The sequence below is a fragment of the Chitinophaga sp. 22308 genome (assembly GCF_052045305.1).
GTDB lineage: Bacteria > Bacteroidota > Bacteroidia > Chitinophagales > Chitinophagaceae > Chitinophaga > Chitinophaga varians_A.
On the sequence record NZ_JBQEOP010000002.1, the window covers coordinates 520,699 to 543,690 of the forward strand.

Annotated in this window: 16 protein-coding genes; 8 read left to right on the forward strand and 8 right to left on the reverse strand. The window is 50.2% G+C overall.

Annotated elements, in window-relative coordinates; genetic code table 11:
- The first annotated feature begins 118 nt into the window (after nucleotides 1–118).
- Both ACTJJS_RS08795 and lpdA read left to right on the forward strand, forming a co-directional pair.
- Entirely contained in the window at nucleotides 119–778 is a 660-nt protein-coding gene (locus ACTJJS_RS08795) for a LolA family protein (RefSeq protein WP_168872570.1), read from the forward strand.
- Nucleotides 779–937: 159 nt separating this feature from the next.
- Complete coding sequence (lpdA, locus tag ACTJJS_RS08800) at nucleotides 938–2,344, forward strand: dihydrolipoyl dehydrogenase (RefSeq protein ID WP_168872571.1); 1,407 nt, start codon at nucleotides 938–940, stop codon at nucleotides 2,342–2,344.
- Nucleotides 2,345–2,412: 68 nt separating this feature from the next.
- On the opposite strand, the gene ACTJJS_RS08805 is transcribed toward lpdA, so the two are convergent.
- Complete coding sequence (locus ACTJJS_RS08805; RefSeq protein ID WP_440663380.1) at nucleotides 2,413–5,229, reverse strand: S8 family serine peptidase; 2,817 nt, start codon at nucleotides 5,227–5,229, stop codon at nucleotides 2,413–2,415.
- 525 nt (nucleotides 5,230–5,754) lie between these two features.
- Between ACTJJS_RS08805 and ACTJJS_RS08810 the strand changes: the two genes are divergently transcribed.
- The 3 genes from ACTJJS_RS08810 (at nucleotide 5,755) to ACTJJS_RS08820 (ending at nucleotide 8,738) form a co-directional block, all read left to right on the forward strand.
- Nucleotides 5,755–6,579 (forward strand): M57 family metalloprotease, encoded by an 825-nt coding sequence (locus ACTJJS_RS08810; RefSeq protein WP_168872573.1) that lies wholly within the window; start codon nucleotides 5,755–5,757, stop codon nucleotides 6,577–6,579.
- Between the two features lie 266 nt (nucleotides 6,580–6,845).
- Nucleotides 6,846–7,667 (forward strand): M57 family metalloprotease, encoded by an 822-nt coding sequence (locus ACTJJS_RS08815; RefSeq protein ID WP_168872574.1) that lies wholly within the window; start codon nucleotides 6,846–6,848, stop codon nucleotides 7,665–7,667.
- A 258-nt stretch (nucleotides 7,668–7,925) separates the two neighbouring features.
- Nucleotides 7,926–8,738 (forward strand): M57 family metalloprotease, encoded by an 813-nt coding sequence (locus ACTJJS_RS08820; protein ID WP_440663382.1) that lies wholly within the window; start codon nucleotides 7,926–7,928, stop codon nucleotides 8,736–8,738.
- Here ACTJJS_RS08820 and ACTJJS_RS08825 read toward each other — a convergent pair.
- On the reverse strand, nucleotides 8,735–9,484 hold the full coding sequence (locus ACTJJS_RS08825; RefSeq protein ID WP_440663383.1) for a sensor histidine kinase: 750 nt from the start codon (nucleotides 9,482–9,484) through the stop codon (nucleotides 8,735–8,737). The two genes, ACTJJS_RS08820 and ACTJJS_RS08825, sit on opposite strands and share 4 nt — an antisense overlap.
- 198 nt (nucleotides 9,485–9,682) lie before the next feature.
- Here ACTJJS_RS08825 and ACTJJS_RS08830 point away from each other — a divergent pair, with 198 nt between their 5' ends.
- Nucleotides 9,683–11,851, forward strand: a complete 2,169-nt coding sequence (locus tag ACTJJS_RS08830) for a S46 family peptidase (protein WP_247654985.1) — start codon at nucleotides 9,683–9,685, stop codon at nucleotides 11,849–11,851.
- A 118-nt stretch (nucleotides 11,852–11,969) separates the two neighbouring features.
- Here ACTJJS_RS08830 and ACTJJS_RS08835 read toward each other — a convergent pair whose 3' ends face one another.
- Entirely contained in the window at nucleotides 11,970–12,857 is an 888-nt protein-coding gene (locus ACTJJS_RS08835; RefSeq protein WP_343744063.1) for a class I SAM-dependent methyltransferase, read from the reverse strand.
- Nucleotides 12,858–13,030: 173 nt separating this feature from the next.
- Nucleotides 13,031–14,581 carry an acyl-CoA mutase large subunit family protein gene (locus ACTJJS_RS08840; protein ID WP_343744064.1) on the reverse strand — a complete coding sequence of 517 codons (1,551 nt, stop codon included), beginning with the start codon at nucleotides 14,579–14,581 and terminating at the stop codon, nucleotides 13,031–13,033.
- A gap of 22 nt (nucleotides 14,582–14,603) precedes the next feature.
- Here ACTJJS_RS08840 and ACTJJS_RS08845 point away from each other — a divergent pair, with 22 nt between their 5' ends.
- Entirely contained in the window at nucleotides 14,604–15,581 is a 978-nt protein-coding gene (locus tag ACTJJS_RS08845) for a M23 family metallopeptidase (RefSeq protein ID WP_343744065.1), read from the forward strand.
- Here ACTJJS_RS08845 and ACTJJS_RS08850 read toward each other — a convergent pair whose 3' ends face one another.
- The 4 genes from ACTJJS_RS08850 to ACTJJS_RS08865 all read right to left on the reverse strand — a co-directional run bounded on the left by ACTJJS_RS08850 (nucleotide 15,582) and on the right by ACTJJS_RS08865 (nucleotide 19,594).
- Complete coding sequence (locus tag ACTJJS_RS08850) at nucleotides 15,582–16,103, reverse strand: hypothetical protein (RefSeq protein WP_168872580.1); 522 nt, start codon at nucleotides 16,101–16,103, stop codon at nucleotides 15,582–15,584.
- A 156-nt stretch (nucleotides 16,104–16,259) separates the two neighbouring features.
- The gene (locus ACTJJS_RS08855) at nucleotides 16,260–17,453 is read right to left on the reverse strand and encodes a pyridoxal phosphate-dependent aminotransferase (RefSeq protein WP_168872581.1); all 1,194 of its coding nucleotides are present in this window, start codon (nucleotides 17,451–17,453) and stop codon (nucleotides 16,260–16,262) included.
- 171 nt (nucleotides 17,454–17,624) lie between these two features.
- On the reverse strand, nucleotides 17,625–18,353 hold the full coding sequence (locus ACTJJS_RS08860; RefSeq protein ID WP_440663384.1) for a DUF4397 domain-containing protein: 729 nt from the start codon (nucleotides 18,351–18,353) through the stop codon (nucleotides 17,625–17,627).
- 26 nt (nucleotides 18,354–18,379) lie between these two features.
- Nucleotides 18,380–19,594 carry a serine hydrolase gene (locus ACTJJS_RS08865; protein WP_440663385.1) on the reverse strand — a complete coding sequence of 405 codons (1,215 nt, stop codon included), beginning with the start codon at nucleotides 19,592–19,594 and terminating at the stop codon, nucleotides 18,380–18,382.
- A gap of 216 nt (nucleotides 19,595–19,810) precedes the next feature.
- On the opposite strand from ACTJJS_RS08865, the gene secDF reads away from it, so the two are divergent.
- Nucleotides 19,811–22,990: a protein translocase subunit SecDF gene (secDF, locus tag ACTJJS_RS08870; protein ID WP_440663386.1), complete on the forward strand. Its 3,180-nt coding sequence runs from the start codon at nucleotides 19,811–19,813 to the stop codon at nucleotides 22,988–22,990.
- The last annotated feature ends 2 nt before the right edge of the window (nucleotides 22,991–22,992 follow it).

Below are 22,992 nucleotides of genomic sequence, written 5' to 3' on the forward strand. Positions count from 1 at the left end.
GGCATATGTTGCACATTTTAACAAAATAAACCGAATTTTGCCCTTCGACTAAATGACCAAACTTTCATACCGGCATGGCATTTGACATGGCTGGGTTAGAAAACAAAAAAAATCTACAATGAAGAAATTTGTATTGACAGGATTGTTATTAGGTGGTATCGTTTTCAGTGGTATGGCCCAGTCCAAGGGTGTCAGCGATCCTAAGGCGAAAACGGTCCTGGACGGTGTCAGCAGCAAATTTAAATCCCTCAAAACCGTGATGGCCAACTTCATATTAAAAGTGGAAGGCGCCAACAACAGCGTAAACGACTCCAAAAAAGGGACCGTATACCTGAAAGGGGCTAAATATAAAGTAACCCTGCCCGGACAGGAAATCATCAGCGATAACAAAACTTCCTGGACATACGCTAAAGATGTGAATGAGGTTACCATCAATAATGTGGACCAGAGCAGCGGCGCCATGACGCCAGCCAAGCTGTTCACCAACTTCTACGACAAGGACTATCTGTACCGTCTGGACGGCGAAACCAACGAAAAAGGCAAGGTGCTGCAAAACATCGAAATGACGCCGACAGACAAGTCTAAAAACATCTTCAAAGTGATTGTTTCCGTTGATAAAAAGAACCAGAGCATTGCCAAAATGAAAGTGTTCGAGAAAAACGGCAACCACTACACATACGAAATCACCAGCTTTACGCCTAACGCCAATGTAGCAGATGCTATCTTTACATTTGACGCGAAAAAATATCCTGGCGTAGAAGTAGTGGACCTCCGATAGGAATTACGAATTAGGAATTACGAATTACGAATTGAGGGTCCCTTATCAGGAGGTGTACTAAGTAACCTTCCCATAAGCGGACCCTCAATTCGTAATTCGTAATTCCTAATTCGTAATTATTGTTATACCTTTGGCAAGTTTCAATTAAAATTAAACAATATGGCATACGACGTAATCGTAATTGGTAGCGGCCCTGGTGGATATGTGGCTGCTATCCGTGCTTCGCAGCTGGGATTTAAAACCGCGGTAGTGGAAAGGGAGAGCCTGGGTGGTATCTGTTTAAACTGGGGCTGTATTCCAACCAAAGCGTTATTAAAAACGGCACAGGTATATGAATATACACAGCATTCCAAAGACTACGGTATCACTATCGGAGATGCGAAGGTAGATTTTGATGCTGTTATCAAGCGCAGTCGTGGCGTTGCTGATAAAATGAGCAGGGGCGTACAGTTCCTGATGAAGAAAAATAAGATCGACGTGATCATGGGTACCGGCAAGCTGAAAGGCAAAGGCCAGGTGGAAGTGACTGATAAAGATGGTAAAGCGACCGTATACGACGCCAAACACATCATTCTGGCGACCGGCGCCCGCGCCCGCGAACTGCCGAACCTGCAGATCGATGGTAAAAACGTGATCGGTTACCGCCAGGCAATGGTGCTGCCGCAACAGCCTAAATCCATGATCGTGGTTGGTTCCGGCGCTATCGGCGTGGAGTTCGCTTACTTCTATGCCACCTTGGGCACTAAAGTGACCATCGTTGAGTTCATGCCGCGTATCGTACCGGTAGAAGATGAAGACATCTCCAAAGAACTGGAAAAAATATACAAAAAGAAAGGTATCGAAATTATGACCAACGCCTCTGTGGAAGCGGTGGAAGCAGCTGGTAACGGTGTGAAGGCGAAAGTGAAAACACAAACCGGCGAAATCACCCTCGAAGCAGACGTGGTACTGAGCGCTGTAGGTATCGCTGCCAATATCGAAAACCTGGGCCTCGAAGCGCTGGGCATTAAAACCGATAAAGGCCGCGTAACGGTAGACAAATACTACCAGACCAACGTTCCTGGTGTGTACGCTATCGGTGACATGGTGCCTGGCCAGGCGCTGGCTCACGTTGCCTCTAAAGAAGGTATCGTTTGCGTGGAAGCTATCGCTTACAACGAGAAAAAATACGCACACAAACCTGAAACCATCGACTACATGAACATTCCGGGATGTACTTACTGCGCACCGGAAATCGCTTCTGTAGGCTACACCGAAAAAGCTGCGAAAGAAGCAGGCTACGAAGTGAAAGTGGGTAAATTCCCATTCTCTGCTTCCGGTAAAGCTTCCGCTGCCGGTGCTACTGAAGGTTTCGTAAAAGTAATCTTCGACGCTAAATACGGCGAATGGCTGGGTACTCACATGATCGGTGCTAACGTGACCGAAATCATCGCTGAGACTGTAGTTGCCCGCAAACTGGAAACTACTTACCAGGAAGTGCTGGATTCTATCCACCCACACCCAACTATGAGCGAGTCTGTAAAAGACGCGATCGAAGTAGCTTACGGCGAAGCAATTCACCTGTAATCAACTTACTCCATTATAAAAAAATGGCCTGCCGCTACGGCAGGCCATTTTTTATGCCTTTCCGGTCCTTACTGCTTCACGATCTGCTTCGAGTAGATACGCTGGCTGCCCACAAAAATGCTACAGTTGTAAACCCCTGGCGCCAGCCGGTCCACAGGAAGGTATTCCTGTATGTCGGTAATAGTCCGTTGTAAGACAATCCTGCCGCCCATATCTGTCAACACCACCTGTCTTTCCCGGTAGTTTTTATCAAGGATGATCAACTGGCTCAGTACGGGATTGGGGAATATCAATACATCATGTTGCAGCAGTATGCTCACTGAGGAGATGTCGGAGTAAATGATCTGCCCGTCCTGCCTTTCCAGCGCTACACGGTATTGCACGACTCCCTCGTAGGGACTGCTGTCCGTATAGCCATAGTTTGTAAAACCGCTGTTTACCGCGCTGGTGCTGAGCCTTGTCCAGCCTGTCGGTGAACGTCTTTCCCAGTATATATTTTTCAGCAGCCAGGTAGATCCCAGTGAGAGTGATAACACCACCTGGTTGTCTGTTGTTTTGTCGGCCAGTAGAGCTTTGATATAACAGCCTACGCCCTGCAGCGCATAGTTGCTGGCGTAGCTGCGGAGGCCTTCCCAGCCTGCCGGTGCGATGGGGCTGACGGCATAATACACGGAGGTATTACCTTGTTTGGGAATGAAGAGGAAGGTATCGGTCAGCTGTTTATAAGGTGTCATAACACCCTGCGACAGCGTATATGCCTGATAGCCGCCGGCCCCCGCCAGCCGGTCCCAGTAGATCATGGCAGTGTCTGAACAGTTGAAACCGGTGAACAACGTGAGCTGTGGCGTGACATAGCAGGGCGGACTAATAAACGAGGTATCCGTTAACGTTAGTTTTAACAGTACCTTATTGAAGAGGGCAGGGACATTCCAGTAGGCCATCTGCTGTTGTGCCGGTACCTGGCTTACGATGGGTATCCAGGTGGCGCCGCTGTCGATACTGTAGGAAATATCACTGTTACCGCTATACGTAGTTTCCCATTGCAGGGGGATGGCCTGGGAAGCCGGCAGAATGGCGCCGTTCACAGGGTTCTGCCATGCAAAGGACGGTTCCCGGATGAAATCATACACGATATAAAACGGCTGATCGGCAGTTGCCAGGTTTTTGCTTTTTATCGTGATGTGCAGGTTGCCTGCCGCGGGCTGGTCTATGCTGATCTGTTCCGTGTTGTTGAGACTGTCAATGCCGCGATGGGCGGGCTGCTTCAGGGAATCGGCGGCCGGATAGGGATTGAGTACCCAGGGGAGCCATGTTGTCCCGTCAGGGGTGACGGCCTGCATGTCCAGGTCGTTGACCAGCGCTTTGGGCGCTTTGAGGGCCGCAGCGGGGTCGTTCCAGCAAAGGGTCACTTTCACCTGCCGGACGCCTGCCGGTACGGGAATATCAAAAGCTGCGGTACTGTTGGGGAGAAGGGTGCCCTGGCGGTAACGGCCGGCGCTGAGGGTGGTCAGTGCGCCGGCAGCATGCAGGCTGCCAAATCCGTAAGTGTAAGCTGGCCGGCCACCTGCCGGCAAAGCGGCGCTGTTGATCAGCAATGCGCGAACGAGCGCGGAAGAAGGAGCCATACTGTGCAACTGGCGGTAGGCGTCCTGTAACAGCGCTACCACGCCGCTGGTGAGGGCGGCAGCACCTGAAGTGCCATCCTGCCCGTAGGCCACTATCTCCGGCTTAATGCGCCCGTCATAGGCCGGTCCCCTGGATGCCAGCGTAGCTACATCAAAGTTGGCTTCCGTGCCACCTACTACGATCACGTTTTTGGCCTGTTTAAAATTGCCGGTAAGGTTGGAGAAGGCGCCAACGCCCTGGTAACGGCCACCGGACGGAATGGTGGTGCCGCTGTTGCCGGCAGAAAAAACATGCAGTAAGGTGTCCGCCGCCCTGATCTGCTGATCGTAGGCTACGGCTTCGGCGTCATAATCATATTCAATAGGGATGCCGTAGGAGTGGTTTTGTACGGTGATGCCAAAACTCCGGTAATAGGTGTCTGCATCGGGGAAAAGCTCGCTGGCGCTGCTGGATGTCAGTCTGGCCTCCGGCGCTACTCCCAGGCCGTTGGCGCCACTGTTGCCCGCGCCGGCCAGCAGCGTGGCCATAATGGTGGCATGCGCGCTGTTAACGTTCGACTGTAGGGCAGAACGCAGGTATCTCCCTGAAAGATCAATATCGGTAGTGTCAAATAAATCTTCTTTAACGGAAACGGTTATACTTTTTCCGCGTATCATTGGAAACTGTTGCTGGGCAACGTTGATACGGTTCACATATGGATTGATGGTATTAATGATCACCTCCGGTGATGCATGCCTCACCTGGTTGGCACCCGTCACGTCAGACAGGGCTATCAACGACGGCCAGTCACGCTGCTGCAGCTTTACCACCGCCGCATGGTAGCGGTCAATCATATAGAGGGTTTGTGTGCGTGCCGCGCTGAAATGTTCTCCACTGTAAGATACCTGCACCTCAATGCTGTCAATCGGTTGCAATGATTCCAGCTGCGCCAGCAAAGCATCAGTGGCTTTATAATTGGGGCTGGCGATATAACTGTACTGTACTTTTTTTCGCAGTGTGCTGTCTGCCGGCAGCTGCTGCAGGATGTAATGGCGGCTGGTCAGTGCCCTGATAACGCCGCACCTGCCCAGTGTTCTGTCATCCGGAATGGTGATGAATTTAACAAACAACGGTGCTTTCGTTGGGGATGCTGTCAATGTATCGGCAGCATATCTTTTGATCATCACAACTTCCCGCGTACGCTGCTGCGCCATGGCGGAAGGGTGAAGGGATAACAGCAAAATGAGCGCTGATAATACGTTGACGGTTTTCTTTTTCATGCTAACGGGCGATAGATCCTGGTGTTGGACGATGTTACTTAAAACTACTGCAATAAATCGTTCAACGCAATTTTTTATGCCTACACGTAAAATATTTTTTTTAAGTTAAACGAAAGTTGTAATATTGAGAACACGATAATTTGTATTGAAAACGAGCAACGAAATCTAATTAAACCATACGAGAGAACCGATAACCAAAGGTTAACTGAAGAGCAAGTCTGAGTCCCCGGAAAACACCGGTATTATTAAGTCATAGCCAATCATTGAAAATGCATGCAGATGTCTGATGAAAGATGTCACTGCTGTAATATGTCTGCTAAAGAAGAGCACTGAAAGCCCGCTTTTTTTCGGATGTGTAACACCATGCAGTTTGTTGTTTGTTGGTAGCATTGCCCACTTCCGCCAGTAGCATTGCCCCTGCAGATAAGCGCTGTATTTTTTGTATTGAAATTATTTGTATACCGGCTGTATTCAAATCAGCCGGAAGAGAAATATTTTTCCTTTTAAAAACCAAAATCCGAACAGATGAAAAAACAAATGCTCGCCGTAATTGCCTGTCTGGCCGCAGGTATGGTGATTTCTTCGTGTAACAAAAATGATAAACAACAGGAGTCCCAGCCCAATCCTGTTTCTGATGAAGTGCTGGCGCAAATCAAAGCCAATGGCTTCAGTACTGATAATGTTCAGAAAACAGATGAGGGCTACCTTGTGGAAGGCGATATCCTGTTGACCGCCGATCAGCTGAAAGAAAAAGTTGGCACTCCTACTTTACGTATCGCCAATGATGAACAGTATCGTACCAATAACCTCGTTACTGCGCTGCCCCGCGTTATTACCGTGAAAGTAAGTAATCTGGGTACAGCTTTTATTGCCGGTACTGATACGGCTATTGCCCGTTACAACAGACTGGGATTGCGTATCAGCTTCCGCCGCATTACCAGCGGTACGGCCACTATTACCATCAAAGGTTTCAACCAGGGGCCCAGCGGTGGTTACATCACCCTCGGTTCTTCCGGTTTCCCTACCAGCGGCGGTAACCCTTATGGTACTATCAAAATGAACACCAACGCTGCTGCTTATGGTTCTAACCCCAACGTTCTTTATGTAGGATCTGTGATCCAACATGAAATTGGCCACTGTATTGGTATGCGCCATACTGACTATATGAACCGTGCATACAGCTGCGGCGGCTCTGCTGTAAATGAAGGTGATGGCGGCGTTGGCGCTGTCCTGATTCCTGGTACGCCTTCCGGTCCGGATGCCAACTCCTGGATGCTGGCCTGCTCCAATGGTGGCAACCGTACCTTCAACGCTAATGATATCATCGCTTTAAATTACCTCTACCACTAATAACTGCCAGGCATTAACAATACATGACAGAGATATCTGCATGGTATATGCCAGCTAAAAGAAGAGCACTAAAAGACCCGTTTTTTTTCCGGATGCGTAACACCACGAAGTTGGTTGTTTGTCAGTAGCATTGCCTGCTTCCGACGGTAGCACTGCTTTTGCACATCAATACGATTGATTTTGTGGTGTGACCATTTATATACCGGCTGTATCCAAATCAGCCGGCAGGGAAATATTTTTTCTTTTCTAAACCAAAATCCGAACTGATGAAAAAACAAATGTTCGCCGTAATTGCCTGTCTGGCCGCAGGTGTAATGATTTCTTCCTGTAACAAAAATGACAAGCAACAGGCGTCACAACCCAACCCTGTTTCCAATGATGTGCTGGCGCAGATAAAGGCCAGTGGCTTCAGCACTGACAACGTACAAAAAACAGAAGACGGTTATCTCGTGGAAGGAGATATCCTGTTGACTGAACAGCAACTGCGGGAGAAAGTCGGTACTCCTACATTGCGCATTGCCAATGATGAACAGTACCGGACCAACAACCTGGTGTCTGCATTGCCGCGTGTGATCACGGTAAAAGTAACCGGTCTGGGTACCGCATTCATCGCGGGTACTGATACGGCTATTGCCCGTTATAATAGACTGGGCCTGCGTATTACTTTCCAGCGTATTACCAGCGGCACGCCCGATATCACTCTCCAGGGCTTCAACCAGGGCCCCAGCGGTGGTTACATCACCCTCGGTTCTTCCGGTTTCCCGAGCGGCGGTAACCCTTACCCTACTGTTAAAATGAACACCAACCAGTATGCCTATGGCTCCAACCCTAATGTGTTGTACGTAGGATCTGTGATCCAGCATGAAATCGGCCATTGCATCGGTATGCGCCATACAGACTATATGAACCGTGCATACAGCTGTGGCGGCTCTGCTGTAAATGAAGGCGATGGCGGCGTTGGCGCTGTCCTGATCCCAGGTACGCCTTCCGGCCCGGATGCCAACTCCTGGATGCTAGCCTGCTCCAATGGTGGCAACCGTACCTTTAATGCCAATGACATCATCGCATTAAATTACCTCTACCACTAATCGGGTAAATACTTTGGCGTGAGCCAATTGTTGAGAACACAGCGTAGATGTCTGAATAAGGCATCTGCGCTCTCATATGTCTGCTAAGAAAGAGCACTGAAAGACCCTATTTTTGTATGTAGCACCATGCCATCTGTTGTTTGTTGGTAGCATAGCCCGTCCCCCCTGTAGCGTTACCCCGGCAGATAAGCATTGTTGTTCTGATGATCAGTTATTCAGATAGAAATATTTTTCTTTTAATAACCAAAATCTGAAGTGATGAAAAAACAAATGCTTGCCGTAATAACCTGTCTGGCCGCAGGTATCATGATTTCTTCCTGTAGTAAAAATGATAAACAGCAGGAGCCACAACCTAATCCTGTTTCTGATGAAGTGCTGGCGCAAATAAAAGCCCATGGCTTCAGTACAAATAATGTCCGGAAAACAAAAGACGGTTATCTGGTGGAAGGTGATATCCTGCTGACAGCTGATGACCTGAAAGAAAAGGCCAGCGGTATTACCTTACGTGTCGGCCAGGTGGAACAATACCGTTCCAGTTCGCTGGTGACAGGCCTGCCCCGGGTTATTACCGTAAAGGTGGTCGGCCTTCCGGCTGCATACATAGCAGGTGTTGATACGGCCCTTTTTCGTTATAACAGGCTGAATATGCGCCTCCACTTCCAGCATATTGTTAGCGGTACGCCCACGCTTACTATTCAGGGTTATAACCAGCCGCCTGTCAATGGTTACGTTAGTTACGGTTCTTCCGGTCTCCCTACAGGAGGCAATCCTTTTCCTACTGTGCAGTTGAACTACAATGCTGCTGCCTACGGACTTACTCCCAATGTGCTGTATATAGCCTCTGAGATCCAGCATTACATTGGCCACAGCATAGGCATGCACCACACCGATTTCATGGACCGTTCCTTTAGCTGCGGAGGCACCCCCGTCCGTGAAGATGTTAACGCTATATGGATTCCCGGCACGCCAATGGGCCCTGATCCCAACTCCTGGATGCTGGCCTGCTCCAATGGCATCGCCCGTAACTTTAATGCCAATGATATCATTGCCCTGAATTACCTCTATCACTAAATATCCAGCGAGAGCTTCACCACCTGCACACCGTTGTCTTCCCGTATCTGCAGCTGATGCCGGTGCGGGTACAACTGTTGCAGCCGCTCCCGCGCGTGGCGTATGTCCGCCGCTGCCGGGCCGTCATCCATCGTTACCGGAAAATGCCGGTTGCTGCAATAGAAGCGGATACATTTATCGGTAGCCTGCAAATGCACGACAATATCGGAAGCCTCCTGCGTGCTGACGCCGCGCTGGAAAGCATTTTCAAGGAACGGCAATAACAGCATGGGCGCTATACATTTAATGCCCGGGTTGCCGGACACCGAAAACTTTACCTTCGTTCGGGAGGTAAGCCGCAGTTGTTGCAGGTCAATATAATCGTGTATACATTCTATTTCCCGCTGCAACAGGACATAATCATGGCCGGTATCGGTAGTAACGTACCGCATCATGTTGGATAACTTCAGTATGCTGGCGGCGGTATACTCATGTTGGGACATCGCCAGCGAATAGATATTGTTGAGCGTATTAAAAAGAAAGTGCGGCTGTAACTGCGACTTCAGGAAAGACAATTCCGCAGCTGCTTTGAGCGCCTTGCTATGCAGCGCCTGCTCTGATAACCGCCAGCGGTGGCAGGTGACTTCAATGGCCAGGCTCAATACCAATGACAGTACCACGGCCAGCACATGATTGTACCAGTATTGCCCCCGAACAAAAAGCAACGGAAGGCTCATGCATATCACCCAACCGGTGATATGCAGCATTATGACCATCAATTTTGACCGGAACATGCTCAACAGATATTCGGAATTGGCCCCAATATGCGCCAATTCCGCTGCTTGACGCGCGACATCTCTGTCAATACCGCCTTTACGTCGATGAATCCGCAGAAACGCAGGTTTATCCTTTCCCGCCTGCCCGAATTGTAGTAAATTGCCGGTTCTATAAAAAGAATATCAGATATGTTGCAACGAATCGTGAAGCCGCTGATGATGGCAGTACTCCTGCTGTTCGCTCAGCTGACTTATGCCACGGAGGGGATGTGGTTACCTCAACTGCTGTCCGGCCTCAATGAGAAAGAGATGAAAGGGATGGGTATGAAAATCACTGCGTCCGATATTTATAATATCAACAAGGGAAGCCTGAAAGATGCTATCGTTAGCTTCGGCGGCTTCTGCACGGCAGAGGTGATCTCTTCTCAGGGACTGATCCTGACTAACCACCACTGTGGTTATGAATCCATCCAAAAACACTCTTCTCTGCAAAACAACTTTCTGGAAAAAGGTTTCTGGGCTAAAACAGCCACGGAAGAACTGCCTAACCCGGGCCTCTTCGTTACTTTCATCGTTCGTATCGATGACGTGACCAAAGCCGCCCTGCAGGACGTTAAACCAGGCATGAGCGAACGCGAGCGCCAGTCGGCCATCGACAAGCGCCTGCACGAAATCCGCCAGAACACCCGTAAGGAATCCTGGCAGGAAACCATGATCAAACCTTTTTATGAAGGCAACCAGTACTTCCTGTTTGTAACGGAAACGTTCAACGACGTACGTCTGGTAGGCGCGCCGCCTTCTGCTATCGGCAAATTCGGCTCCGATACCGACAACTGGGTATGGCCCCGTCATACCGGCGACTTCTCCATGTTCCGCATTTATGCCGGCAAAGACGGCCGCCCTGCACCTTATTCCCTGGACAACGTGCCGCTGTCACCCAAATACTTCCTGCCCGTGTCCCTGAAAGGCGTAAAACAAAACGACTTTACCATGGTGCTCGGTTTTCCCGGCCGCACCAACGAATACCTGCCCTCCGAAGCGGTAAAACTGACCGTGGAAGCGCTCGACCCTGCTAAAGTAGGTATGCGCGACGCTGCCCTGGAAGTGATCGACGGCTACATGCGCAAGGATGAACAGATCAAAATCCAGTACGCTGCCAAATACGCCAATACCGCCAACGCCTGGAAAAAATGGAAGGGCGAGATGCTGGGTGTTAAACAAACACATGGCATCCAGAAAAAAGAACAATACGAGATCACCTACAACGAACTGCTGAACACGGCTGGCCCTGAGCTGAAAGTGCAGTACAGCGGCGTATTGGACTCACTGAATGAAATGTACCGCCGCATACGTCCTTACGCCCAAACCCGCGACTACTACAGCGAACTGGTAAGAAACGTGGAGCTGTTCACCGCAGGCGACCGCCTCATCAGTTTCCTCGGGGAAGTACGCGACAAAGGGGAGGGCCAGTATGAAACACTGCGCCAGCAATTCCTGGAGTCCATGCAGCCGTTCTATAAAAACTATAATGCACAGGTAGACCACGATGTAAGCGTGAGACTGCTGGAGATATACGCGAAAGGGGTGCCCAAGCAATATGCCGGAACAGAATACGCGCAGATATGCGCAGAGAGCAACAACGACAGCCGTACGCTGGCTGACAAAATCTATGCGGGATCAGCGCTCACTTCACCGGAGAAACTCAAAGCGTTTGTGCAACAGCCCTATAACGCTGTAGTAGCCCAGATGTGGAAAGACCCGGGCACCCGCCTCATCATGGCCATGCGCAAAGGCTTTGTGGACAATGTCAGCAAACCGGTCAACGATCTGCAAAACAGCATCAACAACCTCCAGCGTACCTATATGCAGGCACAGATGGATGTAATGGCAGGAAAAAAACGCTTTTATCCTGATGCCAACAGCACGCTGCGCGTTACCTACGGCAAAGTGGACGGGTACAATCCCCGCGATGCCATCCACTACGACTTCTACACCTACCTCGACGGGGTAATGGAAAAGTACGTGCCGGGCGATTATGAATTTGACGTGCCGGCTAAACTGATTGAGCTGTATAAAAACAAGGACTATGGCCGTTATGGCGTGAATGGCAAAATGCCGGTATGTTTTATTGCCAGCAACCATACTACCGGCGGTAATTCCGGAAGCCCTGCGCTGGATGCCAATGGCCACCTGATCGGGCTCAACTTTGACCGTACCTGGGAAGGCACCATGAGCGATATCAACTATGACCCGTCTATCTGCCGTAATATCATGGTGGATATCCGGTACGTGCTGTTTATCGTTGATAAATTTGCTGGTTGCACCCGCCTGGTGGATGAAATGAAACTGGTGAAGTAAATTACGAATTACAAATTACGAATTACGAATTGAGGGCCTTCTTATGGAGAGGTTAATAACTAAACTTCCCATAAGAAGGCCCTCAATTCGTAATTCGTAATTTGTAATTCGTAATTGTCTATAACTTACACTCATATACGATGGAACTGCATTGGTCCACCGTTTTCAGGCCCTTGCGGTAGGAGCGGAAACCATGGAAGAAACCTGCGAACAGGCGGCTTTTACCGGTTTTGTATTTCTCGCTCAACAGGCTCACATAAAAGCCATCAAATACCATCGGGTGTTTTTTGATCAGTTTGATCTGATGCTGTTGCAACAGCCGTTCCATGGAAGCAGGGGAGAAGTGGTAGAGGTGACGGGGCACATCGTAGGCGGCCCAGTATTCCCCGTAGTGGTCTGCATCGGAAGAGGTGTAGTTAGGCACCGCTATCAGCAGGGCGCCTCCCGGCTTTAACAGCTCACGGATACGGTCCAGGTAGGCATGCAGCTCGTGCACATGTTCCAGCACATGCCACATGGTGATGGCGTCATATTGTTGCGCGGGCAATTTAAAAAGCTCGTCTATCGGAAGCGGATCTATGTTGTAAAGCGTTTTGGCATTGTGACGGGCGTTTTCATCCGGCTCCAGGCCGGTAACTGTCCATCCGCCAACCTGCATATAGTGCAGGAATGCGCCGGTACCACAACCAATGTCCAGCAGGTTGCCCTGCTTCATGCCTGCGGCGTTGCGTACCCAGTTCTGTTTGGAGCGCAACGTGATTTTACGCACGCTGTGGTATAAACGATTGATCAGCCCCTGTTTGGTTTCTGAATGCGAAATATATTCCTGCGACTGGTAATACCGGCCTATATGCTGGCTGTCAGGCACGTTTTGGGTAAAACGGCCGCCACAACCTCCGCAATGGAATATGGGAAATGTTTCTTTGGATACAGTATAATCTTTAGCGGTAAGTGCTTCATGGACTTGCGAAGAGCCACAAAGCGGACAGCTATGGTAATAAATCAAGTTCTAGTTTTTTAGGCCCCAAAAATAAATATCTTAAATCAATTACAAATTACGAATTAGGAATTACGAATTGAGGGCTTTCTAATGGAGCAATTACTTAGTAACCTTTTCATGAGCAGACCCTTAATTCTTAATTCGTAATTCTTAATTCGTAATTCTTAATTCGTAATTGATTACGCTTTATATTCTCCCCATACCTGGCGGAGCGCGTCCGCAATTTCTCCGAGGGTGCAGTAGTGCTCTACTGCGGTTACTACCAGTGGCATCAGGTTCTCGGTGGTTTGTGCGGCTTCACGGATACGTTGAAGGCATTGGGCGGCGGCTTCATTATCGCGGCGGGCACGCAGTGCCTGCAGGCGGTCCGACTGCATCTGGCGGATACTGTCGTCAATACGGAATACTTCCGGCGGTTGATTATCAGCTGCCACAAATTTGTTGACACCCACAATTACTTTCTCGTTGTTTTCTACCTGTTGTTGATATTGATAGGCGCTTCGCGCGATCTCATCCTGCACGAAACCTTGTTCAATGGCGCTGACAGCGCCGCCCATGGCGTCTATTTTATGGATAAGGTCCCAGGCTTTGCTTTCCACTTCGTTGGTCAGCGCTTCCACATAATAGGAGCCTGCCAGGGGATCTACCGTGTCCGCCACGCCGCTTTCGTAACCGATGATCTGTTGGGTGCGCAGCGCGATGCGGGCAGCTTCTTCCGTAGGAAGGGAGAGGGCTTCATCGTATCCGTTGGTATGCAGTGACTGTGTGCCTCCCATGGTGGCGGCCAGTGTTTGCACAGCTACGCGCACAATGTTGTTGTGCGGTTGTTGTGCGGTGAGGGTGCTGCCGCCTGTCTGCGTATGGAAACGCAGCATCTGTGCCTTGGGGTCGGTGGCGCCCAGCTCTTTGGTGATGTTGGCCCACATCCGGCGCGCAGCGCGGAATTTGGCCACTTCTTCGAAGAGGTGGTTGTGCGCATTAAAAAAGAAGGAAAGCCTTTTGGCAAATACGTTGATGTCGAGCCCTTTCTCCAACGCGGCTTTCAGATAGGCCTTACCGTTAGAAAGGGTAAAGGCCAGCTCCTGTACGGCGTTGGCACCGGCCTCCCGGATATGATAACCGGAAATGGAGATGGTGTTCCACTTGGGCACTTCGCGGCTGCAATAGTCGAATATATCGGTAATGAGGCGCATGGAAGGTTTGGGCGGGTAAATGAAAGTGCCGCGTGCGGCATATTCTTTCAGGATATCATTCTGGATGGTGCCGGAAATCTTTTTCAGGTCGGCACCCTGTTTTTTGGCAAGGGCGATGTACAGCGCCAGCAGGATAAACCCGGTGGCATTGATGGTCATGGAGGTGGAGATCTGTTCCAGTGAAATGCCTTTGAAAAGGATCTCCATGTCATCGAGGGAATCAATGGCCACGCCTACTTTACCGACTTCGCCCTCAGACATGGCGTGGTCTGAGTCGTACCCGATCTGGGTGGGAAGGTCAAATGCCACACTGAGGCCCATCACACCCTGGCCCAGCAGGTAGTGGTATCTTTTGTTGGATTCTTCCGCGGTGCTGAAACCGGCATACTGCCGCATGGTCCACAGTTTATCGCGGTACATAGTGGCATGGATGCCACGTGTGAACGGGAAAACGCCAGGCTGTTCGTTCATCGGTACCGGCTGGGTGTACAGCGGGTCAATGGTAATACCGGAGTCGGTTTGAATGATCTTTTCCATGATAGTTGTAACTAGCGTTGCAATGTTACATAATTATTATGGTACTTCGCCGCCGGGAAAAATATTGATATTTGCAGGAAAGTCAGGCTTTGTTATGATCATCTGGTTGCTACTATGTATTACCCTCGCGTTGGCGCTTTACAGCCTCTGGTTGTTGTACCGGGCCGGCCACCGGCCGCTGTCACGTTCTTATGCGACGTTGCTGCTGGGGCTGTCGCTGGGAGTGTTCCTCTACCTCTATGGCACCTGGGTATACCTGTCAATTTACAGTAAGTATGTTTTTGGCGCACTGCTGGCACTGTTCGTCATGTTGCTGCCCTTTGGGCGCAAACGCAATACCGCAGTACTGCCCGCCTGGAAAAGAAATGCTAACCTGGCGCTGACAGGAGTGCTCCTGCTGGCAACACTGTTATATTTTACCGGAACGACCGGCACGCCGCGCACTGTGAAGCTGGCATTCCCCCTGAAATCAGGCCGTTACTTTGTGCTGCAAGGAGGCAAAGGACTGCCGACCAATGTGTTTCATTTCAGCCTCCGCGGGGCCATCTATGCGATGGACATTGTGAAGCTGGACAGCCGCGGCTGCCGTGCGGCCAGCGTCTTCTCCCGTAAGCTGGACGACTACTGGATTTTTAATGATACGGTATATGCTCCCTGTGATGGCACAGTACGCAGGGCCTATGGCGATAACCCCGACAATATCCCGCCCAATATGGACAGAGGCCCGAAGAACACCAACCAGGTGCTGCTGGAAGGGGCCGACTGCTATTTCTTTGCCGGTCATCTGAAAATGAACAGTGTGGTGGTACAAGAAGGGCAATACGTAAAACAAGGGCAGGCGCTGGGATGTGTGGGCAACTCCGGCTTTAGCACGGAGCCACACCTGCATATCCAGGCACATGCCCGTCAGGCTGGCGTTCCCTGGTACAAGGCGCCGCCGCTTTACATGTTGTTTGATGGAAAAGGATACCTGCTGAATGAAGTGATCAGCTCAAAATAATTAGCGCATCAGCCTTTTGGCCTCTGCATTGATGATCTGCGCCGTCAGCTCGGCAGGAGATTCGCCTGCCTGCAGGAACACTTCCAGCAGTTGACGGTTAAGCTCCAGTGCCGGCGCGTCCTGTGGCAGTTGCATCGCTATCTGGTTAATAACGGAAATAGTCTGTTCTTTCAGTGTTTTCACTGCCTCCCAGGTCATGGCTGAGACATAGATCTGTTGGGTGATATTGTGCTCGTACTCGGCTTTAATGCTCTGTACCATGGAAATCTGCATGTCTACCGCGGTGAGGCCGGGCTGATAAATGCGGCCTATCAGGCTCTGGGGAGTGATGCGGTCCACATACAACGCCAGTCTTTCATAGGCTTGCAGCTGTAAAGGCAGCACAGCGGGATTTACCGTCTGCGGCTGGGCTTCCGGTGCAGGCGCCCCGGTTTTCTTTTTAAACATATCACGGACGGTCATATACAGAATGGCAATTACGCCAATCGCCAGCGCCACATACAAGAGCTGTTGGGAATTCATCTTATCGGAACGTTTTGAACCGCAAATATATATAAAATAATTACGAATTGTAAATTACGAATTACGAATTCAGGGTTCCCTGTCCAAACGGTCACTAAGCAGCCGTACTATATAAAAGCCCTCCATTCGTAATTTGTAATTCGTAATTCGTAATTCCTATTTCAGTTTGCCCAGCCATTCTTTCAGCCTCGCCACGCCTTTCTCCAGGTTGGCCATGCTGGTAGCATAAGACAGGCGGATGCAGTTAGGCTGCTGGAAAGCCACACCGGTAACAACTGATACATGTGCTTTATGCAGCAGGTACATGCACAGGTCGTCCGCATTCTTAATATGGGAATCTTCAAATGACTTATTGAAAAACGCACTGATGTCCGGGAACATATAGAAGGCGCCTTCCGGATCGTTCACTTTCAGTCCGGGAATAGTTTGCAGCGCTTCGTGTATATAGGCACGGCGTTTTTTGAACTCTGCCACCATGGCTTCCGCCGTGGTCAACTCGCCGGTGAGGGCTGTAATAGCTGCCCGTTGTGTAATAGAGCAGGTGGCGGAAGTGAACTGGCTCTGGATCTTATCACAGGCTTTGGCAATATCAAGGGGGGCAGCCAGATAGCCCAGGCGCCAGCCGGTCATCGCAAAACCTTTACTAAGGCCGTTGATGATGATGGTGCGTTCTTTCATGCCGGGAAACTGCGCAATGCTCTCATGTTTCCCTACATAGTTGATATATTCATAGATCTCATCGGAAATGATAAAGATCTGCGGATGTTTGGCAAATACCGCAGCAAGTCCTTCCAGTTCTTCTTTCGAATACACGGAACCTGTAGGATTGCAGGGAGAGGAGAACATAAACAGCCTGGTCTTAGGCGTAATGGCCGCTTCCAGCTGTTCGGGCGTGATCTTGTAGTTGTTCTCAATGGTGCTGGGAACAAATACCACCGTGCCCTGGCACAGCGCTACCTGTTCGGAATAGGTAACCCAGTAGGGAGTAGGGATGATCACTTCGTCACCTGGATTGACAATGCTCAGTACTACGTTGGCAAGGCTTTGTTTGGCGCCGGTAGTCACTACGATTTGTTCCGGCGTATAGTCAAGACCGTTATCACGTTTCAGTTTGTGCACGACCGCCTGTCTCACTTCTGCATAACCGGCTACCGGTGTGTAGTGGGTAAAACCGTCATCTATCGCCTTTTTGGCAGCTTCCCGGATATGTTCCGGCGTATCAAAATCAGGTTCTCCAATACTCAGGTCTACGATGTCTATTCCCTGTGCTCTCAGCTCTCGGCCAAGTTTGGCCATTTTAATGGTTTGCGGCTCGGAAATCCGTGACAGCCTTTCTGCTAGTTGATTCATATCTAAACATTGGATTGACCGGAACAAACCTACATAAAAATTCAGGGATTTCGCGATTTACGCATTTTTTGATGCTACAAAAAAAGGCCGAAGCGATGACAATTCGCTTCGGCCTTCCTATTTATAGATCTACGACATCAAAAAATCCGTAAATCAAAAAATTCCAAGATCCTAATAGTTGGAAGTATGTGACAGATAGTACAACTGCAGTTTGTTGTCACCGGTGCTGTCTTTGGCGCCTGCCAGGTAAATGGTATAAGCATATCCGGGCTGGAACTGTACCTGTGTGGAACCGGCAGTTACGCGGGAAGTGCCTTTCACCAGCGGTGTGGTGGAACCAGGCAGCGTTACATAATATTCCACGCTGTTGTTAAACGGATCAGCGGAGTTCCATGCGGCGTTTATCTGGAAAGGCTGGTTCTCCAGGACTTTCTTGGCGTTGATGTACAGGTCTACCGGACCGGCGTTGGGGCTCAGGTTCAGGAAGCGGAAATTCACTTTCGCATTGGACAGTAAGGAGAAATCTTCCGTAAGGCGCTGGGCAACGAATTTTTGGCTGCCATCATTGTAGGTGATGATAGTATAGTACCGCAGGGAATCAAACTGTTGTGTAACAGAATCGAGGCCGGTGCCGTTCAGGTTCCGGAAGGAGAACGTATGTACCCCCGGCAGGTCCAGGAAAGGGGCAGAGGCAGCAGTTTTGTAGGCGGCACTGGTGTTCATTTTTGTGCCATTGTTAAAGATGTCCAGGCTGGACGGAAGCCAGGCGCCGTTGATGATCGCCCCGGTATAGTTCATCCGTTGCGGCGTAGGGTCGCTTTGTTTCAGACAGGATGAAAATCCGATTACTCCTCCCAGCAGGGCGGCTATCGCCCAAACACGATTTTTTTTGATCAGCATTAGCTCACAGTTTTTTAGTATGGTGTTTATAAAATTTGTGTTCCCTGATGTACCCTGAAACGGTCCAGGTTTGGTTGATACATTTTTTTTCGTTGTAATTCCTCCTCATATATCAGTTCACCCAGTGCCTTGAGAAATGGTTTCCCGATCGTTTCAAAAGATTCCTGGTCTTCCCCCAGCGGACCATGTGTATTTACCAGCAGGCTGGCAGAGAGCAGAAACTCTACATGATTGGCATAGTCCACGATATAAGCCGTATCCGTCAAAAATCCATAAGCCCATCCCGGTTTGTTGAAAATCCTGATATGGTCTGGTATGTGGGTTGCTTTCTGGCCGCCAAAAAGCAGGAACTTCACATATGCCGGATGGTATTGTCCTGTATCATATACCGGATCTGTTGATTCCTCCGGGTATTGAGACATGCAACGATACAAAAAATTGTAGTCATTTTCCGTTAAACGGAAGCGGAATGGATTTGTTACAGCTTTCGGAAAAAATACCTGCCGCATCATCTGGTGGAGTTCGTTCAGTGGCAACCGGTTCCGGTGCGAGAAGTTCATCGGGCCATCCTGAAAACGGCCCCTGTGGTCTATATGCTGCCGGCCGGCGAAGTCCTGCCGCGGGGCGAAAACGAGGTTGCTGCGCCGTTCTGGCTGCTCGTACAGCAGCTGCCTGCCGGCACGGAAATACACCCCGTTGGTATGCATATTGGCGGCCATGTGCAACGGCAGCCCCACCCGGTGCCGGATTTCGGTGCCGGTATACCCCAGCTCCCACAAACGCCGGTTGAGCGGCTCCTGTCCAAGGAACTCATACAGGCGGTTATAGGCGTCGTTATCGCTGACCAGAAAAATTTTTTTGATATAATGCGAGATGGATGGTAGCTTGCCGGCCGCTGAATAGTCGTGCAGGACGCCCGGATTGATACCAGGCAACGGCCGGGTGAACATGGCCGTTTGCCGGTCCAGCCCCGGAATCTGCAGGTCGTTCAGCTTCTCCAGCGCCAGGATGGCAGTGGGGAGTTTTACGGTGGACGCCGGATAACAGTACCAGCCCCGCCCTATGCCAAAGCGAAAATCAGTAAATTGCGGCCTTTGCTGCGCGTCCCGGTCTATCCGGGTGTAAACAAGCTGCAGCCGATGAGCGGCGGCATCCCTGAATACCTTGGCCACAGCGGTTTTTCGACTTTTTAGCAACGCCTCAGGGAAATTATCTGTTGCCGGATAATGGTGGGTTTGCATATATTTGTCGGTATTACATGACTGTAAAGCAAAGAAATATACCTAAAAAAAGGGAAAAACCAGAATCGCGGATTTAGAAAGTTGAGTGTCACAAAGTCCGTAAAGTCAATCACATATTGATTTTGCGCCTCTTTTAACAAGGGCTTTAATATATCAATTTAAATTCTATCTTTGCAACTCTTAAAATTTTTTTATTATAAACCCGAAACAAACAACATGCAACTAAAAGGACTGGTAAGATTTTTTGCCATCGCACTGATCCTTATCTCTTTGTATCAACTGTCCTTCACGTTTTTGGTGCGGAACTATGAGAAGAAGATAGAGCGGCAGGCCGAGACCGATGTAGCCAAACAATTCCCTACACCTGACCAGAAATACCCTGGCAGCAAAGAACTGCAGGCCTTCTATTCTGACACGCTGAAAGGATTCACCAAACAAAGAAGACAAGAGATCGTGGACAGCACCAGCAATAAACAGATTGCAGGGTTTCCATGGTATGTCACCTACACCAAGGCTAAAGAGAAAGAACTGAATCTGGGCCTCGACCTGGTAGGTGGTATGAACGTAGTGCTGGAAGTAAGCGTGGAAGATGTGATCCGCGCCCTCGCCGGTCAATCCAAGGACCCCGCGTTCAACAAAGCGCTGGAACTGGCTGAACAACGCAAAAATACCAACCAGGCTGATTTTGTTACTTTGTTCGGGCAAACATACGCTGAAGTTGCTCCGCAGGGCCGCCTGGCTACCATCTTCGCCAACGCGTACCAGAAAGACATCAACTTCAACTCCTCTAACCAGCAGGTGCTGGACATGATCCGCAAAGAATCCCATGCCGCCATCAAAAACACCTATATCGTACTGCAAAAACGTATCGATAAATTCGGTGTGGCCCAGCCCAACATCAGCCTCGATGAAAATAAAGGCCTGATCTCCGTGGAACTGGCCGGTGTGGACAACGCAGAACGTGTACGCAAATACCTGCAGGCTACCGCCAACCTGGAATTCCGTGAGGTGTACAAAAACAGCCCCGAATTTTTCCAGAACGTGCTGAACCCGATGAACGAAGCCATCAGGAACGCACAAGGTGGCGCTAAAGCAGCTACCCCTGCCACTACCGATTCATCTAAAGCCACCGCCGCTGCTGATACCAAAGCTAATCCTGCTGATACCGGCAAGGAAGGTAAACTGAGCGACTACCTGGCTAAAAAAGATACCGGAAAAAGCGTAAAAGACTCCGCTAAAGCATCCCAGGAACAACTCTTCGCCGAACAACGCAAACAAAACCCGCTGTTCGCGATCATGATCCCCATGCTCGACCCGCAGTCCGGCACCCTGATTCCAAGCCCTTCCATCGGCCGTATCCTGCCTAAAGACACTGCCGCTTTCCGCCAATACCTGCAGATGCCGGCTGTTCAGGCTATCCTGCCTAAAGACGCGGTATTTGCCTTCGGTCCGGAAAATAAGGAAGACAAACATGGCCCGCTGGCCATCTACGCGCTGAAAGTAAATCCAGCTAACCCTGCACCCCGTGTAGGCGGCGAAAGGATCGTTGACGCCCGTCAGGACGTTGGCCCGGACAACCAGCCGGAAATCAGCATGACGATGGACAACGTAGGCGCGCACGAGTGGAAAAAACTGACCGGCGAACTGGCTCCTGCCAACCCGAAAGATCCTTCCACCCTGAACTTCGTTGCGATCGTCCTCGATAATATCGTTTACTCTGCACCTTCTATCCAGGGCGAAATCGCCGGTGGCCGTTCTTCCATCAGCGGTAGCTTTACCATGGAAGAAGCCAATGACCTGGCCAATATCCTGAAGTCCGGTAAAATGCCTGCACCTGCACGCATCGTACAGGAACAGATCGTAGGACCTACCCTCGGCGCTGAATCCATCGCCGCCGGTGCCAAATCCTTCATGATCTCCTTCGTGATCATCTTCGTGCTGATGCTGGTATATTATAACAGCGCCGGCTGGGTGGCCAATATTGCACTGGTGCTCAACCTGCTGTTTACCTTCGGTATCCTGGCATCCCTCGGTGCTACCCTCACCATGGCCGGTATCGCCGGTCTGGTACTGACCATCGGTATGGCCGTGGACACCAACGTAATCATCTTTGAAAGAATCAAGGACGAGCTGACGCATGGCAAGAGCTATCCGGACGCGATCTCTCTCGGTTACAAACGCTCCTATGCGCCTGTACTCGACGGTCACGTTACCTCCCTGCTCACCGCGTTCATCCTGTTCTACTTCGGTCTGGGCCCGGTCCTCGGGTTTGCCACCACCCAGATCATAGGTCTGCTCCTGTCCCTGTTCTGCGGTATCCTCGTATCCCGCATGATCACTGACTGGTGGACCAACAAGAAAAGACACTTTGAGTACTTTACACCGATCTCTAAGAAAATCTTCAAACACGCTGCCTTCGACTTCGTAGGCAAACGTAAATACGCTTACATCATCTCCGCTATCGTGGCGATAGGTGGTATCACCTCCTTCTTCCATGGCTTCGACCACGGTATCGATTTCTCCGGTGGCCGTAGCTTCACTGTCCGCTTTGAAAAGCCAATGAACAGACAGGAAGTGGCTAATGTGCTGAAGAAAGAATTTGATGGTGAAGTATTCGTAAAAACCATCGGTAACACCAACCAGCTGAGCATCACTACTGCCTATAAAATTGAGCAGCAGAGCCTGGCGGTTGATCAGGAAGTGATCACCAAACTGTATCATGGCCTGAAACCATACTATGAAGCGAGCGTTACGCAGGACGTGTTCAACACCCGTTATGTAGTTGGCTCTCAGACAGTATCGCCTACCATCTCCGACGACTTGCGCGCTGGTGCGGTAAAAGCCACAATACTGTCCATCCTCGTGATCTTCGTGTACATCCTGATCCGTTTCAGCAAATGGCAGTACTCTATCGGTACTATCTTCTCCCTGCTGCACGACGTATTGCTGACACTGGCCGTATTCTCCTGGTTTAAGGACATCGTTCCTTTCACCCTGGAAATTGACCAGCACTTCATCGCTGCGATCCTCACCGTGATCGGCTTCTCTATGAACGATACCGTGATCGTGTTCGACCGTATCCGTGAATACTTCAAAACCGGCGTACACGGCAGAGACAGAGACACCGTGATCAACAAAGCGATCAACGATACCCTGAGCCGTACCATTATGACATCCCTCACGGTATTCCTGACCATCCTGGTACTGTTCATCTTCGGTGGTGAAGTAACCCGCGGTTTCGCCTTCGCTATGCTGATCGGCGTTATCACCGGTACTTACTCTTCCATCTTCGTGGCTGCACCGGTACTGGTTGACTTTGACAAGAAAAACCAGCTGTCCAACGAAAGTGACGCAGTGGCGGTTGCTGAAAAGAAAGCAACACCTGCTACCAAATAAGT